This window comes from Legionella birminghamensis (assembly GCF_900452515.1).
In the GTDB taxonomy this organism is placed as follows: Bacteria; Pseudomonadota; Gammaproteobacteria; order Legionellales; family Legionellaceae; genus Legionella_C; species Legionella_C birminghamensis.
Genome location: NZ_UGNW01000001.1, coordinates 1,296,717 through 1,313,357, shown reverse-complemented (window position 1 = coordinate 1,313,357; position 16,641 = coordinate 1,296,717). Strand labels below are relative to the sequence as shown.

Below are 16,641 nucleotides of genomic sequence, written 5' to 3'. Positions count from 1 at the left end.
CGCTCTTATTTGACGGGGAGAGGCTGTAATGCCGTTGTTTTATCAAAATGAATTAAGCTGTCAAATTGGTAAGGTAGCTGTGTAAAAAAATAATGGCTCAGACGTTCTGTTTCGGGTCGATAAATCACACCGATTGCTCTTTGTAAACGAGGAATTTTTAAATAATGAGCCACTTCCTCATTTCCGATCAAATGCAAACTAAACTTTTTGTAGCGTAGCTGATGGAATAGTTCCTCATAGCTTTCCTCAAAACCAGGGACAATTTTTTTGCATTCTGCGGGCATATCCCAATTAGAGGCAGCAGTGACAAAGCCTTCATAGGTTGAAAAACCGATAGAGTAGGTATCCGTATATTGCTCTCTCACCAGCTGTCCAATATTTACTTCCCCCTGCCCACCCATTTCAGTTGCTCGCGCATCACCCACATGGGAGTTATGAGCCCATATAATAATTTTTGCGGGTTTATCAAAGCGGTGTTCCAAATGATCCGCTAAAACATTAATTGTTTCCGCCATGTGTCTATCCCGAATATTCCATGAAGCAACATGCCCCTCAAACATGGACCGGTAATAAATCTCGGCATTTTTAACAACTCGGGCATTTTGAGCCGCAAAAAAATAGTCATCTTCAGCCGTAATGCCATCTTTGTGAATATATTTAAACGCATTATGTTGTATGTCACGAAGTTGTGCTATTACTTCCCGAATACAGGATTTTTTTAGCTTGCTATTTGCAAAATAGGCATACATTTGTGGATCAATCGTCATGTGATCAAAACATGCATAGCGATTTTTGGCCTCATTAGCGGACTGTGGATCCACTTTCATTAGATAATTAACAACCGCCTCCATAGATGCATTAAGACTATATAAATCAAGTCCATAAAATCCAAGCTTGTACGGTGGCCTACGTGTATCATTATGTTCACAAAGCCACTTTAGAAAAGGGGGCATGGTCGTATTTCGCCACATCCAGCTGGGAAAACGCCTGAAATCATTTAACGCAGTCGCTGAATCACTCTTATCCCAGCCTTGCAGGTAACGATGAACTCGATAGGCATCGGTCCAATCGCCTTCTATCGCAACTGCCATAAAACCTTTCTGCTTAATCAGCTGTTTCGTAATCTCAATCCGTGTTTGATAAAACTCATGCGTTCCATGGGTAGCCTCACCAATCATCACAAAACGAGCATCATCAATCTTCTCCAAAAGTGATGAATAATCACCTGTTTCCGAGAATGGCTCTATCGCATCATTAAGACAGGTAATTAACTTCTGATGAGCATCCCTATCCATTAGTCCCCCTCGCCAGTCGTACCCTAAGACGTAAAATGATTCATACTTTAGCTTTGAATGCCAACTTCCTTGATTTTCAGAATAATAAAAGTTTAGTACAAAAATAGATCGATGTGGTTACCAACGGCAGGGTCTAAAATTAATATTGATTTACCGAATGGTTGAAATAGATGCTGGATTAATAGGTGCCTATGAACAATTATATTATTTTTTCATTTCCTGGGAATAAAGACTTTGCTCAAAATTTAGCTAATAAACTCCGTATTGAAGAAGGAGAGCTTGTTATGAAGAGATTTCCCGATGGGGAATCCTATGTGCGTATCAATTCCACAGTTAGAAATAAAATAGTTATTCTATTCTGCACCATGAACAATCCAGATAAAAAGATACTTTCCCTGATGTTTACTGCACAAACACTAAAAGAATTAGGCGCCAAAAAAATTATTCTGATTTCTCCATATCTCCCTTACATGCGGCAAGATATACGCTTTAACCCTGGGGAAGCAATTACGTCCCGACTTTTTGCTAAATTTCTTTCAAACTGGATAGATTATCTTATAACAGTTGATCCACATTTACATCGCATCCACCATCTTTCGTGTATCTATTCTATCCCTGTTTTAACATTACATGCGCATAAGGAAATTGCCCAATGGATAAAAGAAAACATAAACTACCCTTTTTTAATTGGACCCGATAGCGAAAGCAAACAATGGGTCTCTGGGATAGCTGAAGAATTAAAAGCACCTTATGTAGTATGCAACAAAATTAGATTATCGGACCAAGAAGTAAAAATTGATATTCCCAGATTCTCAAGTGCTAATGAAACACTGATTCTTATGGATGACATTATATCGACTGGTTCAAGTATGGTAACTATTCTCAAACAGTTATCCTTGCAAGGTTATCGTGGAATTTGCCTGGCGATTCACCCCCTGTTTAGTAAAAAAGCAAAAGAGAAATTGGTTGCTTCTGGCGCATTAGCTATTATTACGTGTAATAGTATTTCAGACCCTACCAACAAAATTAATATATTAGATCTCATTGCTGCAAATTTAGAAAAAATTATGGGTGAAATATGAGCGCCTTAGTGCGGCGCGAACATTATCGGAGTGACATCTCTGGCTCTGGAAAAAATGGAAACGGCTACAAATAGTCAGCATTAATGTTAAAGGCTGTAAGCGTTCCGGAATGAGAGACTATAAACAAGCCTTTAGACGATAAAGATAATTTACCACCCACGTCAGCCTGCCATACAAGCTCATGTTTTTTTGATTTTGAATAGGCTCTCGTTTTTTTTCTATCTGAAACAAAAACCAGATTTTTGGTCACTACCAGATCTTCAACTTTACGAAAGTCAGACGCATCAATGCTCCAAACCACATCTCCTGTCTCTGCATTGATTGCCGTAAGCTGCGAATCTTTGATCACATATACTTTTTTATCGTCCACGGATGGATTGCTGGACACATTATTGATCGCAAACTCGACTTTATCTTCTGCGAGATTAAATTTGGTTAAGTACTGATTGCTGGTTACGAAAGCAAAATCGTTTCCAAACAAGACGGGAGTTGGATCATAGTCACGTTTCCACTCGCAATAGTCATCTTGTATTTTTGAGAGAATATCGCCTGTATTTTTATCCAGTTTATACATCACGCAGGCATTATAATAAAGGACATACTTCTCATTTACTGCAGCAGTTGCCTCCTCACCATAGCGATCAAAATGAGTAAACCAAAGTCTACCCGCTTTATGCGCATTAAAAGCAACGATCCCCGCCCTGAAGCCACCGCTTGCGTACACTTTATCATTATCTATAACGGGCGCCTTGTAACTCTGGTATTCGGCTAGAAACTGCGATGAAAAAAGGTATTCTCCGGAATTCTCATCAAACGCCCAGAGCCTGGTCTTGCGCGAATCGCCATACACCGTTTGTACATAAACAACACCATCAGAGTAGGCACTGGGCTGAACTGCCAAGTGGTTTAAATCTACTGACCAAACGACATGCCCATCCTCAAATGAAAATGCTTCTAATGAGTTTGCTTGGCCATAGTTATATCTTGAGACAAATACATACTTATGACCAATAGAAGCCTGATGAATTTCAGTATTCATGCCGGGAAAGCCATCCTGACCAACATCTACCGACCAAATCTGTTTAATCTTTGCTGTATCTATAACAATAGGAACATAGCCTGTGTGGGCAGCATTGCCCTGATACATCCCCCAAATTGAAGTATCAACTGCTTGACTCGGTTTTGAGTAAGAGAAAGAGAATACTAATAGACCTGCTGAAACAGCCCCCAGCTTCCATAATTTACTTGCTAACATCATGTTATCCTTGAATTGCACACACTGCTGCTTAAGACACTGTAATAACCACATAAGCGCTTGGAAACTATAATTATTGTCAACTGACTCGTCAATAGATGGCCGCAGCTTTTTATCTTTGCCCTAGCATTCTTACGTATGGGTATCTACACAAATGTTTTCCTCCGAATCCCCGCGGCAGCGACGCATAGGTATCTACACAAATATTTACCCCGTCCGAATCCCCGCGGCTTCGACCGCGGGGTCCATACGAAGCCTATTTAGAATATCGGTTTTATTAATTAAGGATAATGCTTAAACGATTTGTTTCTAACTACTTTTAATTGCTATTCGGCAACATTGGAATTCATCTGAGAAGCATGTTTGGCCAGCAGACATGGGCCCCGCGGTCGCAGCCGCGGGGATTCGAGGGGGGGTACGCAGCCGGGGGATTCGAGAGGGGTTACGCAGGGGGGATTCAAAGGGTTACGCAGCGGGGATTCAAAGGGTTGCGCTGCGGGGGATTCGGAGCGGGAAAATATTGTATAGATACGATGCATTCCTTACTCTTGGGAAAAAGGAAGTGCATTATTCCGGCTCGTTTAAGCCTCCCTATTCATCTAGTAAAATCCACTCCCCGGACTGGTTTAACTGATAAGGGATCTGACTTTCTGCATCGATAACTATCAAGTGCACCCATTGGTTAAAAAATAAGGTTTTTAAGATCTTATGCTTTTCAATTACTTGAGAAACCATCGATTTTGGAGCATAAACAACTGTCAATAAACGCTGGGGTTCATGATAGGCTTCCTCATCAGAGTTCATGACCGATTGCAGGGGAAGGCCATGCATAAGATCACTTCCGTTACCCTGCATCACCCCAATGGTTCCAACCACATTATGGGTTATCTTGCTTCCGCTTCCAAAAGTCACATTATCTATGGTGGAAAACAGATACTGGGTATTGATCCATTCGGCAACTACCATCGGTGCGGTTAGAATAGTTTCGAGCAAGGCGCCTTGACTATCCTGCTCAAAGCGATAGGAATGTAAAAAACAACGACCATCCAAATGGATATTTTTTGTCAGATGGCGGGGAGCCACGATAAAGGCAGCATTGCGTGCCAAACCCCATTCAGGTCGTGTTTCTGACCAGTCAAGGCTTCTTCTCATAATGTCCTTGTGAGGGTAGCGGCTTTTCAATTTCCTTCCCCGCTCTTGATTGGTTATGCGCTTTGCTTCTTTCAAATCAGTTAGAAGTTGGGATAGGAGTTCGGGATATACAGGCTTCTTCACTGACTCCTCAGCATAAAGCTCAACGCAATCCGTCGTTGTATTGTGCAGCGCCCCGTAAAATATTGTATCCAGGGGGATATGCATACCGCGGTCTTCCAGGCCATGTCGAACTTCGGGTTTATTGAGGATGGATGCCAACAAGCGGGCATTCATACCACCATGATTACCACCACAGGCGCCGCAATCCAGAGCGGAGGCATAAGGATTATTTTCAGTAGAACTTCCGTGGCCGCAGAAAATAATGAGTTTCGCAAAACCTGAAGTGAGCCCCATAAGACGTAACACGGTTTCAGCGTAATTAATCTGTTCCTGCAATGACATGCCGTGCTCGGCATCGGTTTCACTGAGTTCATAAGCTAATTTGGTGAGGATAGCAGGTTTTAGCCAGGCCTTTACGGCTGATATAGACTGATTACTTAATTCCGGTGATACGGATTTTAATGTCATGTTCAAACCACACCAAAGCCCTAAGGATTCGACTAAGGCAAAGGGTGTGGACACATTGTGTTTTAATTGCGTATAAAGGCTTTTGCAGCGATTAATGAACATCTTTCCTCGCTGATAACGTTCGAAATCATCTTTATTGGCAGCAGCCGGCATTTCTTTTACCGCATATTTCGGCTTCAATAAAACGGGGCAACAGGCTTTATTTGTATTGGTATCCAGTTCATCAATACGCACAGGGAGCCCAAAAAAACCGGCAAAACCAAAGGTTTCATAATGCCCTAAAGATTCGATGGCACGACGAAATGGCTCAGAACGAATATCAATGCAAAAAACCAATTGAGCCGCTCTTCGCCCATCCGCCGCTTGTGATTTTTTTAGCTCCGGCAAAAGCAGACTTAAGAGCTTTTGCCGATAGGAATCTTCATTATTTTTTAATTGTGCCAACACTTTTTTGACCAAAGAACCATCTTCGAGGTTTTTTTTTTCAACCGCGGCATCAGGCCAGAGGATGCAGGTTAGCACCAGGCGCACTGCAATAAAATCAGTAAGGGTGATCAGCTTTTCTTCTGGTTTCTTTGAATTCTGCCAATCGGTCTTCCATTTCACAAACCCGGCCCAACCTGGTAAATAGGCAAGCGTCTTTGAAATAAACGCTTCTTGCTGTATTTCTGGGACATGAAGCCTTTGCAGGCAGACTTTAATTGCCTCTTCTGCCGATTCGGGCAATTGTTGTAAAAATTCCTTTGCTTCTTTTTTATTACGGTGCAATTGCTTATCAAAACAAACCAATTTTAAGAATCCAAAATAAAAGCCTTTCTCCCGATAAGGCATATCAATACTGCCTTGTCCCGCATCAAAAAAGCCGCCACACCATTTGATCATTTGAATATTAACGTCCTCTAATTGCAGGTTTCGTTCAGCCCGTTGGCGTTTAATGTTACCTTTAACCTGAGCCAATGCCTCTTCAAAAGTTTGTCCCTCAAAACCTTGCAAAGGATTGCAGGCAACAAACGTTTCAAGCGGCCAGACAGGAGCGATGCATTTGGCGGCGTTTTGAACCAACTCCTGTATTTCAAGGCCTTTGCTTTTGCCAGAGTCACAGTTCGCAGCAACTTTTTTAGGCTTTATTATCAGTGGCTTATGTTCTTTTAGAACTGTTGCAGTTGTCATAGATACTCCTTAACAAGTTTAGTAGTTGTAATCGTTTCGTAAAGCGGTGACGGTTTTTCCAGAGGGCTGACTTGAGTTAAACAAGTTCATGTAAAACCAACAGCCTACTCTTGATTGACCTATGCTTTTATGCGCTTCAAGATTAAAGGAAGCCCACAAAGCTCCAAATATAGCCATTACGATCCAATGAGTAATCAATAATTGAGGTCCCTGTAGCGCTGATATATCTGGGATTAACCACTGAATCAGTTGGATGCTCGAGCCATACATGAGGCCTGAAATCATGGCAAGAAGAAGCGCCGACATGAAACTTAACACCGTGGGCTGGGCGCGGATCCAGGTGAACATGAGTTGTGCACCAGCTATGAAGGTAAAAAACAAAACAAAGCTGCTGGCCTCATGCACTGAGAGGGGCTTGTTTGTTGCAAAAGCAAAGGAAAGCATTGCCGCTACCCCGCCTGAAAGAGAAATGATAAGCATGATAAGAGACCCTTTAGAAGAATTAGTCTCTGATTTTTTTTGTTTCACCGCAGAGCCTGAACTCAGAAAAAGATAGGCTTTGAACAACCCATGCCAACACAGATGCGCTATCGCTGCAGCAAACAGGCCAACGCCGCATTGCATCATCATGAACCCCATTTGTGCCATAGTGGAGCAAGCCAACATTTTTTTTACATCATGCTGCATCAACTTCCAGGTAGTACCCAGCAATGCGGATATAGAACCGACTATGAACAATAGTGTTAGAAATCCGGGATAAAGTATCATCAATGCTGCAAATTTAACGATTAGGATTCCTCCACCATTAACAAGGCCTGCATGCATTAAGGCAGAAACCGGGGTCGGTGAATTTAAAGAACTGATTAGCCATCGATGAAAAGGAAACAATCCGGACTGGACGACTGCGCCAACCAGGATTAAACCGATTGAAGTCGAAAATAAGGATAAATGGCCGGATTGAGATAGTTGAATCAATGACGAAATTGAGCTTGTCCTGTTAGTTACAGTTAAAATAACAAAAGCGATTAAAAGACATAAACAACCTGAGGCCAGCGTATAAAAAGCCAGGCGCGCAGCGTTTTTGGAGGCTTCCCACTCCGATTTATGTGCCATCAACAGCACCAGGAATATATTGGAAACAGACAAAGCCCCCCAGAATAAAAACAGATTATCGGCAAGCACCATGATAAGCGCAGTGTAGGTGAGCGCCGATAAAAGAAGAAAAAAACGCCTGTAGAGCCTATCCCCATGCATGTACCGTAACGAAAATCGATGTACTACAAAACTCACTAATAAAACCAGACTACATAACAACAGGCTCAAGGTATTGAAGCTGATTAACAAATAAATTGCAGGATTCTGAGACAAGGATAAATAAGAAAGCAGCCCTACCCCAGTTAAAAAGCCGCCGCCAATGCTGTATCCTGCAAACCGGGCTGCAACAACTGGCCGCAAAATTAAACTGCAGTTTAAAGCAAGCGCGATAATTGGACTGGACAACATGAGGCATAAAAAAAACAGAACTATTGTATTCACATCATTCCCCATTAGAAATTGTTTTGCTACAATGAGACTATATTAGATACACTGATATAAGTGAAATTAAAAATATTTATCTTTTCTATTAGGGATTCTAATGTCACTAGATACAGTCACCCTGCAATGCTTTCTAGCTGTTGCAGATACCCAAAGCTTTACTAAAGCCGCTGCCCGTGTTGGCCGAACCCAATCAGCGATAAGCCAGCAAATCGCCAAGCTCGAAAATTTAATTGAAAAACAGTTGCTTACACGTGGACGGGAACTATCCCTAACGCCAGAGGGCGAACTTTTTTTAAGCTATGCTAAACGCATATACGAGCTGCATCGCGAATCACTTGACCGTTTCAAAACACCGGAGCTACAGGGCGAGCTTCGCTTTGGCCTTCCTGAAGACTTTGCCTCCATGATGCTTTCTGAAGTCCTGGTGGAGTTTTCAAGGCTTCATCCCAGAATAATGCTCAATGTGGAATGCGATTTAACATTGAATCTGATTAAGCGATTTCATCAGGATGAATTTGATTTAATTCTGATAAAGACTAATGAAAAAAATCAGATTTCTGAGGGAGTCAATGTATGGAATGAGCCTGTAGAATGGGTAGGCAAAAAAGAATTGCTCCCGGCACTCAATGATAAAGCAGTAATCCCATTGATTCTTTCACCCACCCCTTGCGTCTATCGCGGTAATGTGATTGAGTCCCTCAATCAGCATCACCTGAAATGGCGCCTCGCATTTAGTAGCCCAAGTTATGCGGGTAAAATGGCAGCTGTCAAAGCCGGCCTTGGGATTACAGCCATACAACGAAGTATGATTCCCAATTATCTGGATAGACTCGATGATTATTTTCTACCCGCTTTAAAAGACATTCATGTATCCTTAATTAAAAAAGAGGCGGCAAGTAAAGCAATTGATTCCCTGGAATTTTTTATCATGGATAAATTAAAACTTAAGTAAAGGATTTCGAACTCTGATGAAACAAGGAATGAATTCAATTGCTGAGGTATTAGATAAGGCTACCATTGCATCAATCGTGATGATAAGCGTGATAGTAAGCCTGCTTAGTTTAAGCATACCTATTGCAGCCCAAACTTTAGTCAATCTGATTGCCTTTGGCAAATTACTGCAACCGGTAGTCACGCTAAGTCTCATCGTACTTGTATTAATGATTGCACTGGGGGCTTTAAATATATGGCAAACTGTTATTATTGAAGTCATTCAACAGAAATTAATGGTTAATATAAGTCTTAACCTGACCCGTCAATTTACTCATTTATCACTCGATAATTTCTCTTCACACCATGGTCCTGAGCTCGTTAACCGCTTTTTCGAAGTGGCAACCATTAACAAAGCCTTATCAAGTCTTTTGCTCTACGGGGTAAACTTAGGCCTGCAACTTTTTTTTAGTTTAATCCTGCTTCTTTTTTATCATCCGCTTTTTCTCGTATTTGACGGATTTATTATATTAAGTATTGTTTTAATTATTGTTTTACCTTATCGCAAAGGATTAGCCAGCGCTGAAAATGAATGTGCTGAAAAACACCAAATAGGTGCCTGGCTGGAAGAACTGCTGACCAATCGCTTTTTATTTCGTTTTAATCGTTACCATCGTTACGCTATCTCGCAAACAGATAGACGATTGGTTCATTTTTTAAAAGCCCGGAATATCCATTTTAGGCAACTTATTAAACATCAAATTGGGTTTTATCTTCTCTCAGCAATCGCCAGCAGTTTATTACTCGGCTTGGGTGGCTATCTCGTGATTAACAACCAGTTAAGCCTGGGTCAGCTCGTTGCAGCAGAGATTGTACTTGGCGCGTTAATTTATGCGTTCAAACGATTTGGTGTTCTTTTAGAAAATTACTACGACCTGCTGGCTTCCGAGCATAAAATTGATTTGGTATTAAATCTCCCAACTGAACCAGTCAACACAGAGTTAAGCGAACTTATCAATCCCATAAAAAACATCATGCTAGTAACCAAAGAAGAGGTAACAGCATCGAGCACCCCTGGAAATCCTCTGGTCATCTGCATCAATGAAACACTCAAGCAAGAATCACTGGTCGATTTTATCCTGGGTTTTAAAAATAATAATGACCTCGGCGTGTATATCAACCAGACTCTCTGTCATCAGGAATACAGGCGCTCCCTTCGTGAACACAGCCTGTTACTGAGAGATAAAGACTGGTTTGCTGGCAGCATTTATGACAATCTACGCCTTAACCAACCGTCTTTTCCGATACAGCAATTGAAAGAACTCTTAAAATCTTTTGGACTGATGGATAAAATTATGAGCCTGCCAGGTGGCTTAAAGAGCATAATTTATGATTGGGAACAGGTGTTTACAGAGCTCGAGCTCATTCAACTCATGCTGATTCGTGCCTTAATTGCAAAACCCCAGCTTATTATTATCGATGGGCTCTTTGATAGACTGGCTCCAAATGACATTGAATTGCTGCTTTTCCATTTGGAAAATCTCAATGAGACGCTTTTGATAATAATCACTCAATATCAAAATCACATCCCATTGTCTAACTGCCTGGTGCTTTCATGAAATTACATGCCTATCAAATGATTGGCAAATTACCCAATCCTCGTAAAATAGCCAGGATTATCTTTTTAGTACTGCTTATTTTAATTTTATTTTTGAGTTTCACCCCTTGGCAGCAATTTGCCCTTGGGAGCGGAAAAGTGATTGCATTTTCGCCTACAGAACGATTACATACTGTCAACTCACCCATTTATGGCAGAATTAAAGAATGGTACGTGGACGAAGGAGCCCGCGTTAAAGCGGGCGACCCAATTGTAGAGATTAGCGACAACGATCCGGAATTGCTCAAGCGATTGGAACTGGAAAGAGAGGCCATTTTACTTCGCATCAAAGCGGCTCAGCAATCATTAACTGCAGGAAAAGCCAATGTTGAACGCCAAAAGAGTTTATATCAGCAAGGTATAAACTCAAAACGTCAATACGAATTAGCCCAAATTGAATATGCCAAATACCAGAATGAATTAGCACAAGCCAATATTGATCAGGTCAGCATTGATGTTCGCATTGCCAGACAACAAACGCAACTCATCAAAGCGCATGTCCCGGGAGTGATAGTCAAACGCCTGGCCGGACAGCAAAGCGTTGTCGTTAGAGAGGGAGAAATATTAGCTGAGATTCTACCCGTGACCGAATCCAGGGCGGTAGCCCTTTGGATCGATGGCAATGATATTCCATTCGTTTATCTCAATCAAAAAGCACGTCTCCAATTTGAAGGATGGCCAGCAATCCAATTTAGAGGCTGGCCACAGATCGCCGTAGGTACTTTTGGCGGGAAAGTGGCCTTTATAGATCCTACAGATAATGGCATGGGATTATTTCGCGTCGTGATTGTCCCTGATGAAGCCTGGCCTGATCCCACATTTTTAAGACAGGGAGTTCGTGTTCATGGTTGGGTTCAATTGGGTGAAGTACCCTTATGGTACGAGTTATGGCGTCAATTTAACGGCTTTCCGCCTGAAAGCATAGCACAAAAGGCGAACTCATGAGGAGATTAGCATTACCTGGGCTATTCAGTATGCTAATAGGCCTGGGCGCCTTATCGGCGTATTCATGTTCCTATGCATCCCCTAAAATGCAAGAATTGAGTTTGATGCAAGTACTGCAAAGTATCGACACTCATTACCCCCAAGTAAAAATAGCACGTCTTGAAATCATAAAAGCCAGTGGCGCATTTGTTAATGCAAATGGGAAATTTGACCCTACTCTAGAGGCCAGTACCCGTTCACAACCCGCTGGTGGTTATATTAATAATTACGGCGATACCCAACTTACTATCCCAACACTCTACAACGGTTTGAAACTGTTTGCAGGCTATCGAAATGGGCAAGGGGACTGGCCCATTTACTATCAAAACTTTTTAACGAACTCCGGTGGAGAATATCGGGCTGGGTTATCGCTTCCCTTGCTTCGCGATCGGCTTATTGATAAAGAACGGACTGGATTATTATCTTCTGCTCAATTGATGCTCATGAAGGCACAAGATGCCGAAGCAATCAAAATAAAAATTTACCAGGATGGAATCAAGGCCTATTGGCAATGGGTAGAAGCAGGCCTTCAAATAAAAACGTTTAAGCAACTGCTGTTATTGGCAAAAAAACGACAAGACGCCATTGAAAAACAGGCTAGCCTTGGCGATTTGCCAGAACTTGCCATCAGTGAAAATTTACAGCAAATTATTCAACGGCAACAATTACTCAATCAAGGTCAAATGATATTTGAACAAGCAAGTGTTAATTTATCTCTATATTTTCGGGACCCACAGGGAAATCCGCTGGTTCCCGGGGAACAATCCTTACCTGCATTAAGCAGTACTTCAAAGACTATAACAGGCATTCGAACATCGCTCAGAGAACACCCCGGTATTAAAAAGCTTAACCATTATGCCAATATGATGAGACTCAAACGCGAGCAGGCGCGTAACGAGCTCCTGCCTCAATTAGATGCAACTGCCTACACCTTCAAACAAAATGGATCGGGCGGATACCCTTTGTTAATACCGCAGGCCGCAATGGTCGGATTATCGTTTAAGTTTCCCTTATTACAAAGAGAAGCCAGGGGAAACCTGATTCAGGCTGAAAGTGAATTGCGGCAAATTCAAACAGAAAAGCGATTTTTTTATGAACAACTTAACAATGAATTTGCAAATATGTTAATTGGTATAAATAGAAGCAGACAGCAAGTCATCCTGTTGAAAAAAGAATTACGTTTGGCTCAAAAGGTGCAGGAAGGAGAAACAAAAAAATTCTATGGAGGCGACAGCACTTTATTTTTAGTCAATCAACGTGAGCAAATGACGACGCAAATACAACTAAACACCCTCCATGCCCAAGTACAATTGGAAGAATTGAAAGCCAGGGCTCGCTTTTTCAGTTCAACCCACAGGGAAATTCGGACTTGTAGACAAAAATAATCACTTTAGGAAACGAAAGCTGATACCTTCTCAACAGGAAAGCGTTTTAATTTCGGGAAACGCTCATTACTTAATCCGTTTTTCCTTAAAAAATTGACTCAGTAAATCAGCGCACTCCTGCTGTAACACGCCCTCATCAATCTGTATGCGATGGTTCAGACATTTTAAAGCGGGAATATTAAGCATCGTGCCCGCCGCGCCTGCCTTATAATCCCGAGCGGCAAAGACCAGCCTTTCAATGCGGGCGTGGACAGCAGCCGCTGCACACATGCAGCAAGGCTCTAAAGTGACATAGAGTGTCGTATTGTTTAAACGATAGTTTTCAATATGATTGGCCGCCTGCCGTAAAGCGACAATTTCGGCGTGGGCACTGGGATCATTAGTGCTGATTACACGGTTATAACCAGAGCCGAGTAATTCACCGCCCGCAGAAACCAGCACAGCCCCTACGGGTACTTCACCCGAGACATAGGCAAGCCTTGCTTGCCCATAAGCTTGCTGCATCCAGTAATGATCTTTATTCCCATTCAATAGTGGCTGGCGGCTTGCCCGAAATGTCATAAGTAACCCTTGAAACACCTGTCACTTCATTAATAATGCGGTTGGAAATTTTACCGAGAAAATCCCAAGGTAAATGAGCCCAGTGCGCCGTCATAAAATCAATTGTCTCCACTGCCCTTAAGCAAATGACAAAATCATATCGGCGTCCATCGCCCATCACTCCTACGCTTTTAACGGGTAAGAAAACAGCAAAAGCCTGACTTACCTGATGATATAGATTTTCTCGATGTAATTCCTCTATGAAAATAGCATCGGCTTTGCGCAGAATATCGGCATATTCTTTTTTAACTTCACCAAGTATTCGTACCCCTAATCCAGGACCTGGAAAAGGATGGCGAAAGACCATATCATGAGGCAGCCCCAGCTCAAGACCGATTTTACGAACCTCGTCTTTAAATAACTCGCGAATGGGTTCAATTAATTTGAGATTCAGAGTGTCGGGAAGGCCGCCCACATTGTGATGCGATTTAATAACAACTGATGCCCCCTTATTATGGGTCGCAGCGGACTCAATAACGTCTGGATAAATAGTCCCCTGCGCAAGCCATTTCACTCCCGGGATGCGGCTCGCTTCATCATCAAATACATCAATAAAGGTACGTCCGATGATTTTTCGCTTCTTTTCAGGGCAATCAACCCCTTCCAGTGCCTGTAAAAATCGCTCTTCCGCATTAACAGCGATCACACGGATCCCCATGTGTTTGGCAAACATAGCCATGACTTGTTCAGACTCATTCAGGCGCAATAATCCGGTGTCCACAAAAACACAGACAAGCTGATCGCCAATCGCTTTATGCAACAAGGCAGCTACAACAGAAGAATCGACCCCGCCCGAAAGCCCAAGCAATACCTGGTCTTGGCCCACCTTTTCACGAATGGTTTCAATAGAGCGCTCAATAATATTACCCGGCGTCCAATCTGCACTGGCCTGGCATATTTCCAATACAAATCGCTTCAGGATTCTTAAACCCTGTAAAGTATGTGTTACTTCCGGATGAAATTGCAGACCGTACCAGTGCTTCGACTCATTGGCCATTCCAGCAATGGGGGCATTATTCGTTTCACAAATAATCTCGAACCCTGGAGGAAGCCGGCTAACCTTGTCGCCATGACTCATCCATACATCGAGCAAAGCTTCACCCTGCTCGGTGGTTCTGTCTTCAATATTGCTAAGCAACTGGCTATGACTATGCAAACGCAGTTCCGCATAACCATACTCCCTCAATGGAGAAGATTGAACCTCTCCCCCCAGTTGAGCAGCCATGGTCTGCATTCCATAGCAAATACCCAATAAAGGAAGATTACAATCGTAAACCCAGGCCGGTGCGCAAGGAGTCTCTAGCTCGGTAACAGTTGAGGGTCCACCTGAGAGAATAATGCCGCAGGGGGAAAGTTTTAAAAAAACATCCTGGCTCAAATCATAGGGATGAATCTCGCAATATACACCTATTTCGCGCACGCGGCGCGCAATAAGTTGTGTATATTGGGAACCAAAATCAAGGATCAGAATAGGTTGCCGCTTAATAGAACTCATTTTTAATTATCAACCTGATAGTTAGGTGCCTGTTTGGTTATACTGACATTGTGGACATGTGATTCGCGCATGCCCGCATTGGTCACTTCCACGAATTGTGCTTTTTCATGCAGCGCACGAATGGTTTGACATCCGGTGTATCCCATGCAGGAACGCAATCCGCCCATCATCTGCTGAATGATTGTCAGCACCGGCCCCTTGTAGGGAACACGGCCTTCAATTCCTTCAGGAACCAGCTTTTCAGCACCCTGGCTAGCATCCTGGAAATAACGATCGCTGGAGCCCTGTGCCTGAGACATAGCTCCGATAGAACCCATTCCGCGATAGCTTTTATAGGTTCTGCCCTGATACAATTCGATTTCACCGGGAGATTCTTCTGTACCGGCGAACATACCGCCCAGCATCACAGTATCCGCTCCTGCAGCAAGTGCCTTGCAGATGTCGCCAGAGAAACGAATGCCGCCGTCAGCAATAACCGGTACAGCGCCTTTCACGCCTTCAACCACATTGGCAATAGCAGTAATCTGGGGAACACCGACACCGGTGACGATACGGGTCGTACAAATTGAACCAGGCCCAATCCCTACCTTTACTGCATCAGCACCCGCCTCTACCAGGTCCCGGCCTGCATCAGCAGTGGCTATATTGCCGGCAATGACCTGAACACTGGGAAAATGCTTCTTAATCCAGCGCACCCGGTTTAGAACACCTTCAGAGTGCCCATGCGCGGTATCGACAATTACAACATCCACGCCTGCATCAATTAAAGCTTCAATCCGCTCATCAGTGCCTTCCCCAACGCCAACGGCAGCTCCCACTCGCAACTGTTCGGAACTGTCTTTACAGGCAAATGGATTTTCTTTTGCTTTCTGAATATCTTTCACAGTGATGAGCCCGCGCAGTTGAAAAAGATTATTCACAACCAGCAACTTTTCAAGGCGATGCTTGTGCAAGAGGCTGCGGATCTCTTCGCGGCTCGCCCCTTCCCTGACAGTAACCAATCGTTCCTTTGGAGTCATGACTGCTGAAACTGGCAAGGACAAATTGGTTTCAAAGCGGATATCCCTGCTGGTAACAATACCGACAAGTTGATCACTTTCAACAACAGGTACACCGGAAAAATTGTGTTTAGACATTACTTCCAGAAGCTCGTGGACAGTCACGTTGGGGGCTACTGAAACGGGATCCTTAACCATTCCACTTTCGAATTTCTTGACTTTTCTAACCTGCTCAGCCTGAGCCTGAATTGTCATGTTTTTATGAATAATCCCAATGCCGCCCTCTTGGGCCATCGCAATAGCCAGGCGTGCTTCCGTTACGGTATCCATTGCAGCAGATATTAAAGGAATATTTAACTGTATATCACGGGTTAATTGGGTTTTGAGAATAACTTCTTTAGGCAGAACAGTAGAATGGGCAGGTAGGAGGAGCACATCATCAAAGGTGAGTGCTTTTTGTAAAACTAAAAGCGTCATGTTAACTCCTGCGGTGAGTTTAACCGAATATTATATCATAAGTTTAAGAAAA

12 protein-coding genes are annotated in these 16,641 nt (G+C 42.9%); 5 read left to right on the top strand and 7 right to left on the bottom strand.

Annotated features, from left to right (window positions below; all coding sequences use genetic code 11):
• Positions 1 to 5: 5 nt before the first annotated feature.
• Positions 6 to 1,295: an erythromycin esterase family protein gene (locus tag DYH42_RS05585; protein ID WP_058524541.1), complete on the bottom strand. Its 1,290-nt coding sequence runs from the start codon at positions 1,293 to 1,295 to the stop codon at positions 6 to 8.
• A gap of 191 nt (positions 1,296 to 1,486) precedes the next feature.
• Between DYH42_RS05585 and DYH42_RS05580 the strand changes: the two genes are divergently transcribed.
• A complete protein-coding gene (locus tag DYH42_RS05580; protein ID WP_058524542.1) occupies positions 1,487 to 2,377 on the top strand; it encodes a ribose-phosphate diphosphokinase in 891 nt (296 codons plus the stop codon).
• A 64-nt stretch (positions 2,378 to 2,441) separates the two neighbouring features.
• On the opposite strand, the gene DYH42_RS05575 is transcribed toward DYH42_RS05580, so the two are convergent.
• The 3 genes from DYH42_RS05575 to DYH42_RS05560 all read right to left on the bottom strand — a co-directional run bounded on the left by DYH42_RS05575 (position 2,442) and on the right by DYH42_RS05560 (position 8,060).
• A complete protein-coding gene (locus DYH42_RS05575; RefSeq protein WP_172464985.1) occupies positions 2,442 to 3,653 on the bottom strand; it encodes an outer membrane protein assembly factor BamB family protein in 1,212 nt (403 codons plus the stop codon).
• A gap of 570 nt (positions 3,654 to 4,223) precedes the next feature.
• The gene (locus DYH42_RS05565; protein WP_058524545.1) at positions 4,224 to 6,524 is read right to left on the bottom strand and encodes a DUF2309 domain-containing protein; all 2,301 of its coding nucleotides are present in this window, start codon (positions 6,522 to 6,524) and stop codon (positions 4,224 to 4,226) included.
• An 18-nt stretch (positions 6,525 to 6,542) separates the two neighbouring features.
• Positions 6,543 to 8,060, bottom strand: coding sequence for a proton-conducting transporter transmembrane domain-containing protein (locus tag DYH42_RS05560; RefSeq protein ID WP_058524964.1), 1,518 nt, complete (start codon positions 8,058 to 8,060; stop codon positions 6,543 to 6,545).
• A gap of 100 nt (positions 8,061 to 8,160) precedes the next feature.
• Between DYH42_RS05560 and DYH42_RS05555 the strand changes: the two genes are divergently transcribed.
• The 4 genes from DYH42_RS05555 to DYH42_RS05540 are packed head-to-tail and all read left to right on the top strand — an operon-like array spanning position 8,161 to position 13,019.
• Positions 8,161 to 9,015 carry a LysR substrate-binding domain-containing protein gene (locus tag DYH42_RS05555; protein WP_058524546.1) on the top strand — a complete coding sequence of 285 codons (855 nt, stop codon included), beginning with the start codon at positions 8,161 to 8,163 and terminating at the stop codon, positions 9,013 to 9,015.
• A gap of 13 nt (positions 9,016 to 9,028) precedes the next feature.
• Entirely contained in the window at positions 9,029 to 10,612 is a 1,584-nt protein-coding gene (locus DYH42_RS05550; protein WP_172465003.1) for an ABC transporter ATP-binding protein, read from the top strand.
• Positions 10,609 to 11,595, top strand: coding sequence for an HlyD family secretion protein (locus DYH42_RS05545; RefSeq protein ID WP_058524547.1), 987 nt, complete (start codon positions 10,609 to 10,611; stop codon positions 11,593 to 11,595). The genes DYH42_RS05550 and DYH42_RS05545 overlap by 4 nt, the downstream gene beginning before the upstream one ends.
• Positions 11,592 to 13,019 (top strand): TolC family protein, encoded by a 1,428-nt coding sequence (locus DYH42_RS05540; protein ID WP_083503182.1) that lies wholly within the window; start codon positions 11,592 to 11,594, stop codon positions 13,017 to 13,019. The genes DYH42_RS05545 and DYH42_RS05540 overlap by 4 nt, the downstream gene beginning before the upstream one ends.
• Before the next feature lie 66 nt (positions 13,020 to 13,085).
• On the opposite strand, the gene tadA is transcribed toward DYH42_RS05540, so the two are convergent.
• The 3 genes from tadA to guaB are packed head-to-tail and all read right to left on the bottom strand — an operon-like array spanning position 13,086 to position 16,589.
• Positions 13,086 to 13,580, bottom strand: coding sequence for a tRNA adenosine(34) deaminase TadA (gene tadA / locus DYH42_RS05535; RefSeq protein WP_058524548.1), 495 nt, complete (start codon positions 13,578 to 13,580; stop codon positions 13,086 to 13,088).
• The gene (gene guaA / locus DYH42_RS05530) at positions 13,537 to 15,114 is read right to left on the bottom strand and encodes a glutamine-hydrolyzing GMP synthase (protein WP_058524549.1); all 1,578 of its coding nucleotides are present in this window, start codon (positions 15,112 to 15,114) and stop codon (positions 13,537 to 13,539) included. The genes tadA and guaA overlap by 44 nt, the downstream gene beginning before the upstream one ends.
• 2 nt (positions 15,115 to 15,116) lie before the next feature.
• Positions 15,117 to 16,589, bottom strand: a complete 1,473-nt coding sequence (guaB, locus tag DYH42_RS05525; protein ID WP_058524550.1) for an IMP dehydrogenase — start codon at positions 16,587 to 16,589, stop codon at positions 15,117 to 15,119.
• Positions 16,590 to 16,641 lie beyond the last annotated feature (52 nt).